We start from the raw sequence: 16,495 nt of genomic DNA on the forward strand, positions 1-16,495 counted from the left end.
GCCGGGGAAGGGCGCGGTTACTTCACGCCGAGACCGGCGTCGTCCACCGCCGGCTCGCCCTCGGCCTTCAGCACCTTGTTGAGCGGGCGCAGGTCGTAGATCCCGGCGAGGTCGGGCTTCTTGAGCAGTCCGGCCTTCACCGCGTGGTCGGCCTCGCTCTCCAGCGTCGCGGCCAGCGGGTCGTCCAGGATCTCGATGGACTTCCACGCCGGGTCGAGCTGCTCGGCGGGCAGCGGCTTGCCGCTCAGCTTCTCCAGCGCCTGGTTCGCGGCCTCCTTGGCCTCGTCACTGTTGGCGTTGATCCACGCGTTCGTCTTGACCGAACCGCGCAGCACCGCCTCGACGACGTCCGGGTGGGCCTTCAGGAACTTCTGCGACACGATGATGTTGGTGATCACGAACTTCTTGTCCGGCCACAGGTCCCGCTCGTCCAGCAGCTCCTTCGCGCCCTCGGACACGAGCTTCGAGGCGGTCGGCTCCGGCACCCAGGCCCCGTCGATGGAACCGGACTTGTAGGCGTCGGGCGTCACCTTGTTGTCGGAGCGCACCACCGAGACGTCGCCCTTGCCGCTCTGCGCGTCGACCTTCCAGCCCTTCTGGGCTATCCAGTTGAGGAAGGCCACGTCCTGCGTGTTGCCGAGCTGCGGGGTCGCGATCCGCTTGCCCTTGAGGTCGTCGAGCTTCTTGATCTTCTTCGGGTTCACCACGAGCTTGACGCCACCGGAGGCCGAACCCCCGATGATGCGCAGGCTCTTGCCCTGCGAGGCGGCGTAGCCGTTGATCGACGGGGAGGGGCCGATGAAACCGATGTCGATCGAGCCGGAGTTGAGCGCCTCGATCTCGGAGGGTCCCGCGTTGAACGTCGACGGCTTGATGGAGGTGCCGCCCAACTCCTTCTGGAACAGCCCCTTCTCGATGCCGACCAGCGCGGTCGCGTGCGTGAGGTTCGGGAAGTAGCCGAGCTTCACGCTGTCGGCGGAGAGCTTCTTCGCACCGGCCGCGGCGGGCGCCTTGGAGCCGGAGTCGTCGCCGTCGTCGGAGTCGGAACCGTATCCGCAGGCCGTCAGGGCGACGGCGAGCAGGGGCAGAGCGGCGGCTGCGGCGAGCGTGCGGCGCAGGCGGATGGCAGGCACGGGAGGGGGTCCTCTCGTTGGCCCGGACCTCGCGACTCCCCCGGGAGGGGGAGGGTTCAGGAGGTGCCGGGGAGGTCGGCTGGTCTTCGGCGGATCGAGTGGTACGGACGGAACGGGCGGCGCCGCGCGAGCGGCCGGCGGGGCACGGAACGGCGTGGGCCGTGGGTCACACACATCGCGCGACACCCCCGGTCCCGGCGCCCAGCGCGCCGCTGCCGACCCGGCCGCCCTCCTTGGCGAAACCGGCGTACATGTCCCGGGCGGCCGGCAGTGCGGCCCAGCCCGGTCGCCGGGACACCGGTGCGGTGGTCATCAGAAGTCCCATCCCTCGTCCTCGGGGGTGGCGGCCTCGGCGGTGGGCTCGGCGAAGGACTCCCCGGCCATGCCCGCCGCCAGCGTCGTCCCGTCCGCCGGGTCGATCAGCAGGAAGGAACCGGTGCGCCGTGAGTCGGCGTACGCGTCCAGCGCGAGGGGTTCGGCGGTGCGCACCACGACCCGGCCGATGTCGTTGGCGGTGAGCCGGCCGGGCGAGGGGTGCTGCGAGAGGTCGTCCAGCGTGAGACGGGACGGGATCTCCTTGACGATCGCCTTGACGGTGCGCGTCGTGTGCTTGAGCAGGACCCGGTGGCCCACGGTCAGCGGCCGGTCCGCGACATGGCACACCGTCGCCGTCACGTCCTGCGTGACCGGCGGGGCGTCCTTGGCCGGGGCGATCAGGTCGCCGCGCGAGACGTCCAGGTCGTCGGCGAGGCGGACCGTCACCGACTGCGGGGCCCACGCGATGTCCACCACGTGGCCCAGCGCGTCGATCCCGCTGATCGTCGAGGTCCGCCCCGAGGGCAGTACGGTGACCCGCTGGCCCACCCGCAGCGCCCCGGAGGCCACCTGACCGGCGTACCCCCGGTAGTCGGGGTGCTCGGCGGTCTGCGGCCGGATGACGTACTGCACCGGGAAACGCCCCGGGCAGCCGGTCAGGTCGTGGCTGACCGGGACCGTCTCCAGGTGTTCGAGCACGGTCGGCCCGCCGTACCAGTCCATCCGCGCCGAGGGCTCCACGACGTTGTCCCCGGCGAGCGCCGAGATCGGGATCGCCGTCACCTCGGGGACGCCCAGCCGCTTGGCGTACGCCGTGAACTCCTCGGCGATCGCGGCGAACACCGGCTCGGCGTAGTCCACGAGGTCCATCTTGTTGACGGCGAGCACGACGTGCGGGACCCGCAGCAGCGCCGCGACCGCCGCGTGCCGGCGGGTCTGCTCCACGACGCCGTTGCGCGCGTCGACGAGGACCACGGCGAGTTCCGCGGTCGAGGCGCCCGTCACCATGTTCCGCGTGTACTGCACGTGCCCCGGGGTGTCCGCCAGGATGAACCTGCGTCGCGGGGTGGCGAAGTAGCGGTAGGCCACGTCGATCGTGATGCCCTGCTCGCGCTCGGCGCGCAGCCCGTCGGTGAGCAGCGCGAGGTCCGGGGTGGACTGCCCGCGCCCGAGCGAGACGCGCTCCACGGCCTCCAGCTGGTCGGTCAGGACCGACTTCGAGTCGTGCAGGAGCCGGCCGACGAGCGTCGACTTCCCGTCGTCCACGGAGCCGGCCGTCGCGAAGCGCAGCAGGGTCGTGGCGCTCGCGTCGAGGGCCTCGGCGGCGGAGGCCGGTGCGGTGCTGCTGGTCATGTTAGAAGTACCCCTCGCGCTTGCGGTCCTCCATGGCGGCCTCGGACATCTTGTCGTCGGCCCGGGTCGCGCCGCGCTCGGTCAGCCGGGAGGCGGCGATCTCCGTGATCACGGCCTCAAGCGTCCGCGCCTGGGAGTCGACGGCGCCGGTGCAGGACATGTCGCCGACGGTGCGGTAGCGCACGAGGCGCCGCTCGACCGGCTCGGTCCGTGCGGGCCCGCCCCAGTCCCCGGCGGTCAGCCACATCCCGCCGCGGGAGAACACCTCGCGCTCGTGCGCGAAGTAGATCGCGGGCAGTTCGATGTGCTCGCGGGCGATGTACTGCCACACGTCCAGCTCGGTCCAGTTCGACAGCGGGAACACCCGCACGTGCTCGCCGGGGGCGTGGCGCCCGTTGTAGAGCTGCCACAGCTCGGGGCGCTGGCGGCGCGGGTCCCACTGGGAGAACTCGTCGCGCAGCGAGAACACCCGCTCCTTGGCGCGGGCCTTCTCCTCGTCGCGCCGCCCGCCGCCGAACACCGCGTCGAAACGGTTCTGCTGGATCGCCTCGGTCAGCGGCACCGTCTGGAGCGGGTTACGGGTGCCGTCGGGCCGCTCGCGCAGCCGCCCGTCGTCGATGTAGTCCTGCACCGAGGCGACGTGCAGCCGCAGCCCGTGCGCGGCCACGGTGCGGTCCCGGTACTCCAGCACCTCGGGGAAGTTGTGCCCGGTGTCGACGTGCAGCAGCGAGAAGGGCACCGGCGCGGGGGCGAACGCCTTGAGCGCGAGGTGCAGCATGACGATCGAGTCCTTGCCGCCGGAGAACAGGATCACCGGCCGCTCGAACTCCCCCGCCACCTCGCGGAAGATGTGCACCGCCTCCGACTCCAGCGCGTCCAGGTGGCTGAGCGCGAAGGGGCTGTCGGTACCGCCCTGTGTCGCGGTTGCCGTGGTCATACGAGACCCCTCTCCTTGAGCAGCGCGTAGAGCGCCGCGGCGGACTCGGCCGGTGTCTGCCCCTGCGCCTCGACGCGCAGATCGGGCGAGGCGGGCTCCTCGTAGGGGTCGTCCACGCCGGTCAGTCCGGACAGTTCGCCCGCCGCCTGCTTCGCGTACAGGCCCTTCACATCGCGTACCGCGCACACCTCCACCGGGGTGGCGACGTGCACCTCGACGTAGCCGGTGCCCTCGGCCTGGTGGCGTTTGCGCACCGCCTCCCGGCTGTCCGCGTACGGGGCGATGACCGGCACCAGCGTCAACACGCCGTTCGAGGCCAGCAGTTCGGCGACGAAGCCGATGCGCTGCACGTTGGTGTCGCGGTCGGCGCGGCCGAAGCCGAGGCCCGCCGAGAGGAAGGTGCGGATCTCGTCGCCGTCCAGGACCTCCACCCGGCGCCCCTCGGCGCGCAGCCGGCCCGCGAGTTCGTGGGCGATGGTGGTCTTGCCGGCGCTCGGCAGACCCGTGAGCCAGACGGTGGCTCCGGTCACGTCGTTCTCCTCGCTCGGCCCCGAGAACGCACGGGGCGGGATGTTCCTCGTCATCAGCCGTGCAGACCGCACTCGGTCTTCGCGCTGCCCGACCAGCGGCCGGCGCGGGCGTCCTCGCCCTCCAGCAGCCGCCGGGTGCACGGGGCGCAGCCCACCGAGCCGTAACCGTCCATGAGCAACGGGTTGGTGAGCACGCCGTGTTCGGCGACGTACGCGTCCACGTCCCGCTGTGTCCAGCGGGCGATGGGCGACACCTTGACCTTCTGCCGCTTCTCGTCCCAGCCCACGACCGGGGTGTTCGCGCGGGTCGGCGACTCGTCGCGGCGCAGGCCCGTGGCCCAGGCCGCGTAGCCCGCGAGACCCTCCTGAAGCGGTGCGACCTTGCGCAGGGCGCAGCACCGGTCCGGGTCGCGGTCGTGCAGCTTCGGGCCGTACTCGGCGTCCTGCTCGGCGACCGACTGGCGCGGGGTGAGCGTGATGACCCGCACGTCCATCACGGCGGCGACCGCGTCGCGTGTGCCGATGGTCTCCGGGAAGTGGTAGCCGGTGTCGAGGAACACCACGTCCACGCCGGGCATGGCGCGTGCGGCGAGGTGCGCGACCACGGCGTCCTCCATCGAGGAGGTCACGCAGAAACGGCCGCCGAAGGTGCCGGCCGCCCACTGGAGGATCTCCAGGGCCGGGGCCTCCTCCAGTTCGCGGCCCGCCCGCTCGGCGAGCGCGGCCAGTTGGAGGGGTGTCGTGGTCGCGGATATCGGGGTGATGGTGGTCATGAGAGCTGATCCCCTTCGCCGTCGTGGCGCTGAAGTCCCCGGGCGAGCAGCCCGAGGAACTTCAGTTGGAAGGCGCGATTGCAGGCCGCGCATTCCCAGCAGCCGTGCCCCTGCTCGCCGGGCCGCAGGTCCTCGTCCCCGCAGTAAGGGCAGTAGAAGGGCGCCGCACGCTCGCTCACGAGGCGGCCCTTTTCCGGTAGGGGGTGGTCCGGGTCACGACAGCGCCTCCGCGTCCGCGCGGGCGGCCCAGGTCGCGAAGCGTTCGCCGTCCTCGCGGTCCGCCTGGAAGCGGCGCAGTACGCGCTCGACGTAGTCCGGCAGTTGCTCCGAGGTGACCTTCAGCCCGCGGACCTTGCGGCCGAAGCCGGCCTGGAGACCGAGCGCGCCGCCCAGGTGGACCTGGAAGCCCTCGACCTGCCGGCCCTCCTCGTCCACGACGAGCTGGCCCTTGAGGCCGATGTCGGCGACCTGGATGCGGGCGCAGGCGTTCGGGCAGCCGTTGAGGTTGATGGTGACCGGCTCGTCGAAGTCCGGCAGCCTGCGCTCCAGTTCGTCGACGAGCGAGGCGCCGCGCGCCTTCGTCTCGACGATCGCGATCTTGCAATACTCGATCCCCGTGCAGGCCATCGTGCCGCGCCGGAAGGGCGAGGGGTGGACGACGAGGTCCAGCGCCTCCAGGCCCGCCACGAGCGAGTCGACCCGGTCCTCGGCGATGTCCAGCACCAGCATCTTCTGCTCGACGGTGGTGCGCAGCCGCCCCGAGCCGTGCTCCGCCGCCAGTTCGGCGATCTTGGTGAGGACGGTGCCGTCGACCCGGCCCACGCGCGGGGCGAAGCCCACGTAGAACAGGCCGTCCTTCTGGCGGTGCACCCCGACGTGGTCGCGCCAGCGCTCCACCGGCTCCGCCGGGGCCGGGCCGTCCACCAGCGCGCGGTGCAGGTACTCCTCCTCCAGCACCCGCCGGAACTTCTCCGCGCCCCAGTCGGCGACCAGGAACTTCAGCCGGGCCCGGGTGCGCAGCCGCCGGTAGCCGTAGTCGCGGAAGATCGACAGCACGCCCACGTGCACGTCCCCGACCTCCTCCAGCGGCACCCAGGCGCCCAGCCGTACGCCGATCTTCGGGTTGGTCGACAGGCCGCCGCCCACCCACAGGTCGAAACCCGGTCCGTGCTCGGGGTGTTCGACACCGACGAAGGCGACGTCGTTGATCTCGTGCGCCACGTCCAGCAGCGGGGAGCCCGAGACCGCCGTCTTGAACTTGCGCGGCAGGTTCGAGAACTCCGGGTTGCCGACGACCCGGCGGTGGATCTCCTCGATCGCCGGGGTGCCGTCGATGATCTCGTCCTCGGCGATGCCCGCGACCGGGGAGCCGAGCACGACGCGCGGAGTGTCCCCGCACGCCTCGGTCGTGGAGAGGCCCACGGCCTCCAGCCGCCGCCAGATCTCCGGGACGTCCTCGATCCTGATCCAGTGGTACTGGATGTTCTGCCGGTCCGTCAGGTCCGCGGTGCCGCGCGCGAACTCCTGCGACACCTCGCCGATCACCCGCAGCTGCTCGGTCGTCAGCCGTCCGCCGTCGATCCGCACCCGGAGCATGAAGTACTTGTCGTCCAGCTCCTCCGGCTCCAGCACGGCCGTCTTGCCGCCGTCGATGCCGGGCCGGCGCTGCGTGTAGAGCCCCCACCAGCGCATCCGGCCGCGCAGGTCGTTCGGGTCGATCGAGTCGAAGCCCGCCTTGGAGTAGATCGTCTCAATACGTGTCCGTACGTTGAGACCGTCGTCGTCCTTCTTGAACTGTTCGTTGCCGTTGAGCGGGGTGAAGTGTCCTACGGCCCACTGTCCTTCGCCGCGATGACGGCCGGTCTTGCGTCGAGGTGCGGCTGCGGGGGGCGTGGGGGCGTCGGCCATGGCGATACGTCCTTCGAGACGGCAGGCGGGCGGCTCCGGCCTTGCGCGTACGGGCACGCGTGCGCGGCGCTGCGCAGGCGATGACGGGGAGAGGCGGCTCGGGAAGCGGCGGGAGGAGGCGGGGCGGTGGGCGGTTCTCGCGGCGGAACCGGGACCGTCAGCGCGCCCGACAGATGGCGCTGGACATGCGGCCGAGATCGACGTGCCGTCGACTCACCAAGGCGATTCCAGCTGAAGACATGACGGAAGCGTGGCACGAGGGTCTCGGGCCAGTCCACCATTATCCGGAATGTGGACGAACGCGTCCCGTATGCCGAGACGACTGGATGGGGGAGGTGGGGCGGGAGCGACTGAGCGGGTTGGTACGGATGCGGATGCGGATGCGGCGGCGGGAGGGGAAGGGGCGTCGACGGAGCCGGGCGTTCGGGGAGCGGGGGCGCGGAGGCTGCGGGTGCCGGCCGCGGGTATGCCGCCCAGCGGCGCCCGTCCGCGCCCGCCCGTCCGTACCCGCCTGCTCGTCCGCGCCCGTCCGCCCGCCTCTGCCCCACCCCGCTCGCGCGGCCCGCTCGCGCGGCCTCGCCCGCCGGTTCCCGCCCCCGTGTCCCCGCCCCGCCGTGCTCAGAGCGCCGCGCCCGGCCAGGGGCCCGGGGTGGGGAGCGCCGGCTCCTCCTCGGTGTGGGTGCCGAAGACCGTGAAGCCCCGGCGCCGGTAGTTCTCCAGGGCGTGCGGACCGTCCTTGCTGCACGTGTGCAGCCACACCCGCCTGGTCGCCTCGCGCCCGGGATGGCGCAGCGCGAGGTCCCACGCGCGCGCGGTCGCGTACGACAGGAGGTGGCCGCCGATCCCGCGCCCCCGGAAGGCCGGGAGCAGCCCGAAGTAGACGATCTCCACGGCGCCTTCGTCCTGCCCGGCCAGTTCCGCGTAGCCGGCGGGTGTTCCCCGGTCGTACGCCACCCAGGTCTCCGTGCCCGGCCGCTCCAGCAGCTCCCGCCACTCTCGGTGGGTCCACGACAGCCGGTCGGTCCAGGTCACGTCCTGCCCCACCGCCGTGTAGAGGAAACGGCTGAACTCGGGGGAGAGGACCTCCGCTCTGGCCACCCGGACCGTGTCGGGGGCGCCCCCGGTCGAGCGCAGTTGGCCCGGGGAGGTCTGCTCAAGGGACCACGTGGTCACGGTGACGCTGCTCATGACGCCAGCGAACCACGCCGGTCCGGCCGCCCTCACTCCGCCCCCGGTTCCTCCCCGCGCGCCCGCCGCACCAGCGGGGCCACCGAGTGCGGCAGCAGGGCCGCCGGATCGCGCGGGGCGACCACCTCCACCTCGTAGCTCTCCCGGAAGCGGTACGGCCGGTGGTCGAGCACCCCGCGCAGGGTCCGCCGCACCCGGGACAGCTCCGCGCGCACCGTCACCGTCCTGCTGGGGTCGCCGAACAGGTCCACCGCGAGCTGCGCCGCCGAGCGGCCCTCCCGGCGCACCGCGAGCGCGTACAGCAGTTCGGCGTGGCGCGGGCTGAGGTCCCGGGTCCAGGAACCCGCGGACCCCGACACCGTCACGGTCGCGCGACGGGCCGCGCTCAGGTCGAGGACGACCCGCCCCGGCTCCCCGCCGCCCACCAGCTCGTCCTCCGCGAGGGCCCGCAACAGCCAGCCGCCCGGGAGTGGTTCGACCGCGCACAGGCCCAGCGAGGGCACCTGGACGCGGTCCGGCGCCGCCCCCGCGGTCAGCGAGCCGGGCAGCTGGAGCCGGTCGCACGGGGCGAGCCCGGTGACCCCGGCCACCCAGCCGTCCGGGTCGACCGCGACCGCCCGGCCGCCCACCGACCACAGGACGGGTGCCGCGACCGAACGCAGCCGCTCGACGGCCTCCAGGTGGTGGACCCGCAGCGTGGACTCCGCGAGCCGGGCCACCGAGTCCACCAGCGCGAGCGCCGCCGGGTGGAAGGTCGACCGGGGGCCGCTCAGGTCGACCACCCCCAGCAGCTCGCCGTCGCGCGGATCGTGCACGGGGGAGGCGGCGCAGGTCCAGCGGTGCAGGCGCCGCACGTAGTGCTCGCGGGCGTGCACCTGGACGGCACAGCCCGTCGCGAGCGCCGTGCCGATCGCGTTGGTCCCGGTCGCCTCCTCCGCCCACGCGGTGCCCTCCGCGAGGTGGATGCCCTGCGCGAGCCGCAGTGCCCGGTGGCTGCCGGAACGCCACAGGACACGGCCCTCGGCGTCCGTCACGACCATGACCTGCCCCGCCGTCTCGGACACGGCGGGGGCCAGGCCGCGCCCCAGCACCGGCAACACCTCCCGCATCCGCGAGGCGCGCCTGCGCCACTCCAGCGCCTCCGCCTCCAGCGGGGCGCCCTCCAGGTCCTGGCGCGGATCGAGGCCGCCGCGCCGCGCCCGGCGCCAGGACGCGTCGATGACCGGGCGGGCCGGGCCGTCCGGCCGGGGCTGCGTGGTCTGCACGGGAGGCTCCCGGGACTCGTGCCGCCGGCGCGGCCGACGGGGGTGGTGCCGGCGTGCCCGCCGACGGGAGTGCACCCCCATCCTTGCGGTGCGCGCCCTCTCGCCGCCGGGAATCGGCCACCTGATTGCAACCCTTTGCAACTCTCGCGGCCGGGGCCCGCTCCGGCCGATGCTGGGCGCGGCGTCGCTCGACGGCGCCGCGCACCCCTCACCGGGTGCGGTGAGCGGGGGTGGTGCCGTGTCGGCGCAGCATCACCCCCGTCCCCGTCCCGGCCCTCCCCCCTGTGGGCGCACCGCACAGACGGCCGGGTTCAGGACGGGAGTTCGACCCGGGCGCGTTCCACGATCGCCCCGGTCGGCAGCGGATGCGCGAGCGTCCCGAAGGCCCGGCCCCAGTCCCCGGCGAGCCGCGAGCCGCAGAACGCGTCGGCGACCTCCAAAGGCGCGTAACGCACCAGCAGCGAGCCCTGGAGCACGAGCGCCATGCGTTCCACCAGCCGCCGCGCCCGCGTCTCGATCCCCTCCAGGTCCGCCAGTTCGTGCAGCAGGTCCTTGACGGCGGCGTCCAGCCGGTGGTCGGCGCCCCTCGCCCGGCCGACCTCCGTGAGGAAGGCGTTCAGCGCCTGCGGCTCCCGGTTCAGGGCCCGCAGCACGTCGAGGGCCTGCACGTTGCCCGAGCCCTCCCACAGCGAGTTCAGCGGCGCCTCGCGCAGCAGCCTCGGCATGCCGGACTCCTCGACGTAGCCGTTGCCGCCCAGGCACTCCAGCGCCTCCGCCGCGAGCGGGGTGCAGCGTTTGGTCACCCAGTACTTGGCGACGGGCACCGCGAGCCGCAGCAGCGCCCGCTCCCGCTCGTCACCGGCCGCGGCCGCGTCGTAGGCCGCCGCGAGCCGCAGGCCGAGCGTCGTGGCCGCCTCCGACTCCAGGGCGAGGTCGGCCAGAACATTGCGCATCAGCGGCTTGTCCACGAGCGGTCCGCCGAACGCCTCCCGGTAGGTGGCGTGGTGCACGGCCTGCGCGACGGCCTGCCGCATGACCGCAGCCGAGCCGAGCACGCAGTCCAGCCGGGTCGCGGCGACCATCTCGATGATCGTGCGCACCCCCCGCCCCTCTTCGCCGACCCGTCGCGCCCAGGTCCCGTCGAACTCGACCTCGCTCGACGCGTTCGACTTGTTGCCGAGCTTGTCCTTGAGCCGCTGGATCGCGAACACGTTGCGCTCCCCGTCGGCCAGGACCCGGGGCACGAGGAAGCAGGTGAGACCGTCCGGCGCCTGCGCGAGCACCAGGAAACCGTCCGACATCGGGGCGGAGCAGAACCACTTGTGGCCGGTCAGCGCGTACTCGCCCGCGCCGGACAGCGCGCGGGCGAGCGTCGTGTTGGCGCGGACGTCGCTGCCGCCCTGTTTCTCCGTCATGCCCATCCCGAACAGCGCCCCGGCCTTGAGCGCGGCCGGCCGCAGCCCCTCCTCGTACACCCGGGAGGTCAGCAGCGGCTCCCACTGCGCGGCGAGCGCAGGTTCGGCGCGCAGCGCGGGGACGGCCGCGTGCGTCATCGACAGCGGGCAGCCGTGCCCCGCCTCCGCCTGGGTCCACACGAGGAAGCCGGCGGCCCGGCGCACATGCCCGCCCGGCCGGTTCCAGGCGCCCGTCAGGCCGGCGGACACGGCGTGTCCGAGCAGCCGGTGCCAGGCCGGATGGAAGTCCACCTCGTCGATCCGGTGGCCGTAGCGGTCGTGGGTGCGCAGCGTCGGCGGGTTCTCGTTCGCCTGCGCCCCCCATTCCTGTGCCTGGGCGGAACCGGCCGAGCGGCCCAGCTCCGTCAGCTCGGTGCGGGCCTCGTCGAGCAACGCCGGGTCCAGGTGCCGTTCGACGGCCTCCGTGAGGGCCCGGTCGGAGCCGTAGACGTCGTACCCGACCAGGGGCGGAGGCTGGTTGGTCACTGTGTGGGTGCTGGCTGCCATACGGATACGGTAAGGAGGTGCACCAGGCAAAAGAAACAGCTGCGCGGCGACGTCCCGGGCGGCTCAGGCGCGTCCGTGCGCTCTACCGCAACGTCTCCAAGCGCAGGACCGCCTGGCTGCTGATCAAGGACACCGTCAACTCCTGCATGGAGTACCGCATCCTCGGCCTCGCCGCCGAGGCCGCGTTCTTCACCCTGCTGTCCGTTCCGCCGCTGCTGCTGTGCCTGCTGGGACTGCTCGGTTACGTCGACGCGTGGACCGGCGCGGACACCATCGCGAGCGTCGAGCGCAACATCCTCGACGCCTCCCGCACGGTCCTGTCGGACCAGGGCGTGCGCGAGATCGCCGAGCCGGTCTTCGAGGACGTGACCCGGGGCAGGATCGACATCATCTCCCTCGGCTTCGTCTTCGCGTTGTGGTCCGGCTCGCGCGCCGTGAGCGTCTTCATCGACACGATCACCGTGATGTACGGACTCGACGGGGTGCGCGGCATCGTCACGACCCGGCTGCTGTCCTTCGGCCTGTTCGTCGTGGGCCTCGCGATCGGCTCGGTCGCCCTGCCGCTGCTGGTCGCCGGCCCCGACACGGTGGTCAACGTGCTGCCGTGGAGCGAGACGGCCGTCCAGGTCCTGTACTGGCCCGTCGTCATCCTCCTGTCCGTCATCTTCCTGACGACGCTCTACCACGTGTCCGTGCCGGTGCGCTCCCCGTGGATCGAGGACGTCCCCGGCTCCTTCGTCGCCCTCGCGATGTGGGTCGTGTGCAGCTTCCTGCTGCGCATCTACCTCACCTCCACCATCGAGGGCCCCACCATCTACGGTTCGCTCGCCGCGCCGGTCGCCGTCCTCCTGTGGATCGGCGTCTCGGCCTTCGCCGTCCTCGTCGGCGCCGCCGTCAACGCGGCCATCGACCGCGTGTGGCCCTCCGTGGCGACCGCCGCGGGCCGCGCCGCCAACGAACGGGCCCGCGAGGCCGAGGCCGCCGAGGTGATCGCGCGCGCCGCCGCCGTCCGGGCCGCCCGCCCCGAGGACTCCGAAGACCCCGACATGCCCTCCGAGTACCCCGAACGCTGGTCCCGCTTCCTGCCCCCGGAGGACGTCGGCTCCCGCCTGCGCACCCACGTCAAACACGCCCCGAAACACGCGAAACGGCCGCCGGGGGAGTAGGGCGCCCGCCCGTGGCACCCGGAGGGGCCGTGCCCGGATGCCACCATGGCCTCGTGGACGAAGCGAGCACCCCCTGGCCCGGCGGCGGCCCCCCGTGACCTACCGCGAACGCCCCGCCGCGCTGCCCGGGGCCGTCCTGTGGACCCGGGAGGCCGGTGGGACGCCCGCGTCCGCCCCGGCCTGCCCGGTGCTGCCGGACGGCTGCATGGATCTGCTGTGGAGCGAGGAGAGCGGGCTGCTCGTCGCGGGTCCCGACGTGCGCGCCCAGCACCCCGCCGGTACGGCCGGGGCCGCCGGTACGGCCGTGCGCTGGGCCGGTCTGCGATTCGCGCCGGGGACCGCGCCGGTTCTGCTCGGGGTGCCCGCGCGCGAACTGCTGGGGCGGCGGGTGCCGCTCGCCGAGCTGTGGCCGGCGCGCCGGGCCGCACGGCTGCGGGACCGGGTGGCGCGTGCCGGGGGGCCGGCCGCCGGGCTGGAGGCGGCCGGGCTGGAACTGGCGGCCGGTCCGGGGGTGGCCGATCCGCTGGTGGCGGCGCTCCTGGCCGGGGCGCGGGCGGGCCGGCCGCTCGACCGGATCGCCGAACGCACGGGTACCGGGCCACGGCTCCTGCACCGCAGGGCCGTCGCCGCCTTCGGCTACGGGCCGCGCACGCTCACCCGCGTCCTGCGCCTCCAGCGCGTCCTGCCCCTCCTGGACGCGGGTCTGCCCCTCGCCGAGGCCGCCGTCCGCGCCGGTTACGCCGACCAGCCCCACCTCGGCCGCGAGGTGAAGGCCCTCACCGGGTTCACCCCGGCCCAACTGCGAACCCTGCGACGGCCCGTGGCGGCCGAGCACGCATGATGGGCTTATGAGAAGACCCGCCTTGCCCGCCGCCCGCGCGGCCGCCGCCGTCCTGCTGCCCGCCGCCCTGCTCCTGCTCACCGCCTGCGGGAGCGAGCAGACCGGCGCAGGCGGGCGGGTGGAGGTGGAGCGGGCCGGGGGAGGGGCCGGCGGGGCGAGCGGGTCCGGTGCGTCCGCGGGGCCGGGCGCGGACGCCTCGCCCACCGACTCGCCCAGCGCATCCCCGGCCCCCGGTGCGGACGTCCTCGCGGCCCGTGCCGCGACCGCGCAGGTGCCTTTGGAGAAGGTCTACGTCGCCGAGGTGCCGGGGTTCCGGCTCGCCGTGCAGTCCGTGGGCCCCGTGGACGAGGACGGCTTCCAGAGTTCCGCGACCGACGCGCACGGCGCGGTCCTGCGGCTGACCGTCGACGACTTCGCCCCGCTCACCGCGGGCACCTGCTCCGCCGTGCCCCTCGGGGACGGCGCGGGCGCCGTCCGCTGCACCCCCGAGGACGGCGGCCTGTGGTACCTCACGGCGGGCGGGCAGCACGCCTACGTACGGCAACAGGGCGCCCTGCGCGTCGCCCTGGCCGCGCCCGCCCGAGCCGTGTCCCGCGCGAAACTGCGGGACGCCGTCCGCGCCGCGCACCGCGCGGACCCGGCCGAACTCGACCGGACCCTGCCCGGCGCCACGGCCTTCCCCTCGCCCGTGGAACGCGGGGACCTCCCGCCCGTCGGCGACGGCGCCCCGCTCAACGAGGTCGGCGCCTCGGGCTGAGGGACGCCGGAGGCCGCTCCGCGCTCAGGAGCCGAGCACCTCGCGTACGAAGGTGTTCGAGAAGCAGCCCTCCGGGTCCAGCTCCGCGACCAGGGCGGCGAAGTCGGGCATCCGGGGCCACAGCGCGCCCAGCGCCGAGGGGGCGATCGTGCTCACCTTGCCCCAGTGCGGCCGGGCCCCGAACGGCGCGAGCGCCTGCTCCAGCCGCCCCAGGACGGGGGCGAGCGCGGCGCCGTCCGGGAGCCACGTGAAGTGCAGGCCCACCGTGTCCCTCCCGTACGCGGGGCTCAGCCACAGCCGGTCCGCGGCCATGGTGCGCACCTCGCACACCTGGAGGACGGGCACCAGGGCCTCGCGTATCGCGGCCACCGCGCGCAGCGCCCCGGGCGCCGCCGAGCGCGGCACCAGATACTCCGACTGGAGCTCGGCGCCGTTGCTCGGGGTGAACTCGGGCCGGAAGTGCGGCAGTCGCTCGAACCACGGACCCGGCGCCCCGAACTGCGGGGTGCAGTTCTCCGCCGGCATCCCCGGCACCGGGTGCATCGCGACCTCGGCCGGGCGCGCCCACGGGAAGCGGGGCGCGCCGGTCTCCGTCCGCTTCAGCCACACCTGATCGAAGCCCGCGTGCTGCCAGCCGGTGAACAGGCTCACGCTGTGGCCCGCCCCCGTGATCGCGTCGAACTCCGCCTCCAGCACATCGAGTGCGAGCCCGCGGAACACGTCCTGCCGGACCTCGAAGGCGGGCACCAGATCGAGGGTGAGCGCGGTGGTGACACCGAGCGCGCCGAGCGAGACGACGGCGCCCTCGAAGCGCTCCCCGTCCTTGTCCCGCGACAGGGACAGCCCCTCGCCCGAGGCCGTGACCAGTTCGACGCCGCGCACGTGCGTCGCGAGGGAACCGAGCCCGTTCCCCGAACCGTGCGTCCCGGTGGCCACCGAACCGGCCACCGAGATGTGCGGCAGCGAGGCCATGTTGGGCAGCGCCAGCCCGTGCGTGTGCACGACGCGCGCCAGTTCGGCGTAGCGGACGCCGCCCCCCACGCGTACCGTCCGCGCCGCCTCGTCCACCTCGATCAGCGAGGGGAGACCGGCCAGCGACACGAGGAGGCCGTCGCGGTCGTCCGGGTCGGCGATCCGGTTGAAGGAGTGGCCGCTGCCCAGCACCCGCACCCGCCGGGCGTCCGCGACCAGCCCGCTCAGCTCGTCCACCGAGGCCGGGCGGTGCAGGACGGAAGGGGTGAAGGTGATGTTCCCCGCCCAGTTGCGCACGGGTCCGGCCACGCTGCGGGGAGCGCCGCTCACGCTGTCACTGTCGCTGCTCATACGGTGGATCATCTCACCGGCCCGCACGCCCGGCCGGGGCCTGCTCCGGTGCGGGGCCCCGGCACCCCGCGCGGGTCCGGTGGCGCCCGCGCGACCCGCCGCCCGGTTACCGTGGCCCCGCGCGGCCGCTGACCGTCGGCGCCGTACGCCGGTCCCCCGAGCCGACGGCCCGGGGCGGCCGCGCAGGACGCGGGAGGACACACGATGACCCAGCCGGCCATGGACCTCAACTCGGACCTCGCGGAGAGCTTCGGGCGCTGGCAGCTCGGCGACGACGCCGCGCTGCTCGCGATCGTCACGAGCGCCAACATCGCGTGCGGCTACCACGCGGGTGACGCCACGGTGATCCGCCGGGCCTGCGCCGACGCCGCCCGGCACGAGGTGGTGGTCGGCGCCCAGGTCGGCTACCGCGACCTCGCCGGCTTCGGGCGCCGCTTCATCGACGTACCGCCCGCCGAACTCACCGACGACGTCCTCTACCAGATCGCGGCACTCGACGGACTGGCCCGGATCTCCGGGACCCGGGTGCGCTACGTCAAACCGCACGGCGCGCTGTACAACGCGATCGTGCACCACGAGGCCCAGGCCGCCGCCGTCGTCGAGGCGGTCCGCACCTGGGACCCGGACTGCGCGGTGCTCGGCCTGCCCGGCTCCCAGTGGCTGCGCCGGGCCGCGGAGGCGGGACTGCGCACGCACCGCGAAGCCTTCGCCGACCGCGCCTACACCCCCGAGGGCACGCTCGTCTCCCGCCGCGAGCCCGGAGCTCTCCTGCACGATCCGCAGGAGATCGCCGAGCGCTGCGTGCGCATCGCGCGCGGGGAGCCCATCACCGCCGTCGACGGCTCCGAACTGCTCGTCGAGGCCGACTCCCTGTGCGTGCACGGGGACAGCCCCGGCGCGGTCCGGATCGCCGAGACGGTACGGGACCGGCTGCGCGCCGAGGGCATCGCGCTGCGCCCCTTCACGGGCGGCGCCCCTCGCGAGGGGACCCCCGCGCGCCTGCCGTAGGGACCTGATGCCGTACGCCCCCGCGCCGTAGGGGCCC

Annotated in this window: 17 protein-coding genes; 4 read left to right on the forward strand and 13 right to left on the reverse strand. The window is 73.9% G+C overall.

From position 1 onward, the window contains the following. Positions 1-17: 17 nt before the first annotated feature. From ACFYMP_RS12330 to ACFYMP_RS12385, 12 genes are all read right to left on the reverse strand, one after another. The gene (locus tag ACFYMP_RS12330) at positions 18-1,133 is read right to left on the reverse strand and encodes an aliphatic sulfonate ABC transporter substrate-binding protein (RefSeq protein WP_388854813.1); all 1,116 of its coding nucleotides are present in this window, start codon (positions 1,131-1,133) and stop codon (positions 18-20) included. A 166-nt stretch (positions 1,134-1,299) separates the two neighbouring features. Continuing rightward, complete coding sequence (locus tag ACFYMP_RS12335) at positions 1,300-1,446, reverse strand: hypothetical protein (RefSeq protein ID WP_388854816.1); 147 nt, start codon at positions 1,444-1,446, stop codon at positions 1,300-1,302. Continuing rightward, positions 1,446-2,801 carry a sulfate adenylyltransferase subunit 1 gene (locus tag ACFYMP_RS12340; RefSeq protein WP_388854819.1) on the reverse strand — a complete coding sequence of 452 codons (1,356 nt, stop codon included), beginning with the start codon at positions 2,799-2,801 and terminating at the stop codon, positions 1,446-1,448. The genes ACFYMP_RS12335 and ACFYMP_RS12340 overlap by 1 nt, the downstream gene beginning before the upstream one ends. Position 2,802: 1 nt before the next feature. Continuing rightward, the gene (cysD, locus tag ACFYMP_RS12345) at positions 2,803-3,738 is read right to left on the reverse strand and encodes a sulfate adenylyltransferase subunit CysD (RefSeq protein ID WP_388854822.1); all 936 of its coding nucleotides are present in this window, start codon (positions 3,736-3,738) and stop codon (positions 2,803-2,805) included. Next, entirely contained in the window at positions 3,735-4,322 is a 588-nt protein-coding gene (gene cysC, locus ACFYMP_RS12350; protein WP_388854825.1) for an adenylyl-sulfate kinase, read from the reverse strand. The genes cysD and cysC overlap by 4 nt, the downstream gene beginning before the upstream one ends. Then, positions 4,322-5,041 carry a phosphoadenylyl-sulfate reductase gene (locus tag ACFYMP_RS12355; RefSeq protein ID WP_388854828.1) on the reverse strand — a complete coding sequence of 240 codons (720 nt, stop codon included), beginning with the start codon at positions 5,039-5,041 and terminating at the stop codon, positions 4,322-4,324. Before ACFYMP_RS12355 ends, cysC begins: the two co-directional genes overlap by 1 nt. Beyond that, positions 5,038-5,220: a hypothetical protein gene (locus ACFYMP_RS12360; protein ID WP_363146602.1), complete on the reverse strand. Its 183-nt coding sequence runs from the start codon at positions 5,218-5,220 to the stop codon at positions 5,038-5,040. The genes ACFYMP_RS12355 and ACFYMP_RS12360 overlap by 4 nt, the downstream gene beginning before the upstream one ends. Before the next feature lie 34 nt (positions 5,221-5,254). Beyond that, positions 5,255-6,949 carry a nitrite/sulfite reductase gene (locus tag ACFYMP_RS12365; RefSeq protein WP_388854832.1) on the reverse strand — a complete coding sequence of 565 codons (1,695 nt, stop codon included), beginning with the start codon at positions 6,947-6,949 and terminating at the stop codon, positions 5,255-5,257. A 157-nt stretch (positions 6,950-7,106) separates the two neighbouring features. Further along, positions 7,107-7,190, reverse strand: a complete 84-nt coding sequence (locus ACFYMP_RS12370) for a putative leader peptide (RefSeq protein ID WP_363146733.1) — start codon at positions 7,188-7,190, stop codon at positions 7,107-7,109. 377 nt (positions 7,191-7,567) lie between these two features. Then, positions 7,568-8,137 carry a GNAT family N-acetyltransferase gene (locus ACFYMP_RS12375; RefSeq protein ID WP_388854835.1) on the reverse strand — a complete coding sequence of 190 codons (570 nt, stop codon included), beginning with the start codon at positions 8,135-8,137 and terminating at the stop codon, positions 7,568-7,570. A 32-nt stretch (positions 8,138-8,169) separates the two neighbouring features. Further along, the gene (locus ACFYMP_RS12380) at positions 8,170-9,483 is read right to left on the reverse strand and encodes a GAF domain-containing protein (protein WP_388854838.1); all 1,314 of its coding nucleotides are present in this window, start codon (positions 9,481-9,483) and stop codon (positions 8,170-8,172) included. 230 nt (positions 9,484-9,713) lie between these two features. Next, the gene (locus ACFYMP_RS12385) at positions 9,714-11,363 is read right to left on the reverse strand and encodes an acyl-CoA dehydrogenase family protein (RefSeq protein WP_388854841.1); all 1,650 of its coding nucleotides are present in this window, start codon (positions 11,361-11,363) and stop codon (positions 9,714-9,716) included. 17 nt (positions 11,364-11,380) lie between these two features. Here ACFYMP_RS12385 and ACFYMP_RS12390 point away from each other — a divergent pair, with 17 nt between their 5' ends. The 3 genes from ACFYMP_RS12390 to ACFYMP_RS12400 all read left to right on the forward strand — a co-directional run bounded on the left by ACFYMP_RS12390 (position 11,381) and on the right by ACFYMP_RS12400 (position 14,127). Next, complete coding sequence (locus ACFYMP_RS12390) at positions 11,381-12,529, forward strand: YihY/virulence factor BrkB family protein (protein WP_388854844.1); 1,149 nt, start codon at positions 11,381-11,383, stop codon at positions 12,527-12,529. 94 nt (positions 12,530-12,623) lie between these two features. Then, positions 12,624-13,370 carry a helix-turn-helix domain-containing protein gene (locus ACFYMP_RS12395; protein WP_388854847.1) on the forward strand — a complete coding sequence of 249 codons (747 nt, stop codon included), beginning with the start codon at positions 12,624-12,626 and terminating at the stop codon, positions 13,368-13,370. Positions 13,371-13,377: 7 nt separating this feature from the next. Continuing rightward, positions 13,378-14,127 carry a hypothetical protein gene (locus ACFYMP_RS12400; protein WP_388854850.1) on the forward strand — a complete coding sequence of 250 codons (750 nt, stop codon included), beginning with the start codon at positions 13,378-13,380 and terminating at the stop codon, positions 14,125-14,127. Between the two features lie 24 nt (positions 14,128-14,151). Here the strand turns inward: ACFYMP_RS12400 and ACFYMP_RS12405 are convergent, their stop codons facing one another. Beyond that, positions 14,152-15,450 (reverse strand): FAD-binding protein, encoded by a 1,299-nt coding sequence (locus ACFYMP_RS12405; protein WP_388854853.1) that lies wholly within the window; start codon positions 15,448-15,450, stop codon positions 14,152-14,154. Between the two features lie 204 nt (positions 15,451-15,654). Between ACFYMP_RS12405 and ACFYMP_RS12410 the strand changes: the two genes are divergently transcribed. After that, the gene (locus tag ACFYMP_RS12410; protein WP_388854856.1) at positions 15,655-16,458 is read left to right on the forward strand and encodes a LamB/YcsF family protein; all 804 of its coding nucleotides are present in this window, start codon (positions 15,655-15,657) and stop codon (positions 16,456-16,458) included. Positions 16,459-16,495: the final 37 nt, after the last annotated feature.

Origin of the sequence: Streptomyces sp. NPDC007088 (assembly GCF_042869355.1) — a bacterium.
Lineage (GTDB): Bacteria > Actinomycetota > Actinomycetes > Streptomycetales > Streptomycetaceae > Streptomyces.

Bases quoted from the DNA above. Each gene is read 5' to 3' on its own strand.
- ACFYMP_RS12335 (WP_388854816.1), bottom strand. From the start codon at position 1,446: ATGACCACCGCACCGGTGTCCCGGCGACCGGGCTGGGCCGCACTGCCG.
- ACFYMP_RS12340 (WP_388854819.1), bottom strand. From the start codon at position 2,801: ATGACCAGCAGCACCGCACCGGCCTCCGCCGCCGAGGCCCTCGACGCG.
- cysD (WP_388854822.1), bottom strand. From the start codon at position 3,738: ATGACCACGGCAACCGCGACACAGGGCGGTACCGACAGCCCCTTCGCG.
- cysC (WP_388854825.1), bottom strand. From the start codon at position 4,322: ATGACGAGGAACATCCCGCCCCGTGCGTTCTCGGGGCCGAGCGAGGAG.
- ACFYMP_RS12355 (WP_388854828.1), bottom strand. From the start codon at position 5,041: ATGACCACCATCACCCCGATATCCGCGACCACGACACCCCTCCAACTG.
- ACFYMP_RS12365 (WP_388854832.1), bottom strand. From the start codon at position 6,949: ATGGCCGACGCCCCCACGCCCCCCGCAGCCGCACCTCGACGCAAGACC.
- ACFYMP_RS12370 (WP_363146733.1), bottom strand. From the start codon at position 7,190: ATGTCTTCAGCTGGAATCGCCTTGGTGAGTCGACGGCACGTCGATCTC.
- ACFYMP_RS12375 (WP_388854835.1), bottom strand. From the start codon at position 8,137: ATGAGCAGCGTCACCGTGACCACGTGGTCCCTTGAGCAGACCTCCCCG.
- ACFYMP_RS12380 (WP_388854838.1), bottom strand. From the start codon at position 9,483: ATGGGGGTGCACTCCCGTCGGCGGGCACGCCGGCACCACCCCCGTCGG.
- ACFYMP_RS12385 (WP_388854841.1), bottom strand. From the start codon at position 11,363: ATGGCAGCCAGCACCCACACAGTGACCAACCAGCCTCCGCCCCTGGTC.
- ACFYMP_RS12400 (WP_388854850.1), top strand. From the start codon at position 13,378: ATGAGAAGACCCGCCTTGCCCGCCGCCCGCGCGGCCGCCGCCGTCCTG.
- ACFYMP_RS12405 (WP_388854853.1), bottom strand. From the start codon at position 15,450: ATGAGCAGCGACAGTGACAGCGTGAGCGGCGCTCCCCGCAGCGTGGCC.
- ACFYMP_RS12410 (WP_388854856.1), top strand. From the start codon at position 15,655: ATGACCCAGCCGGCCATGGACCTCAACTCGGACCTCGCGGAGAGCTTC.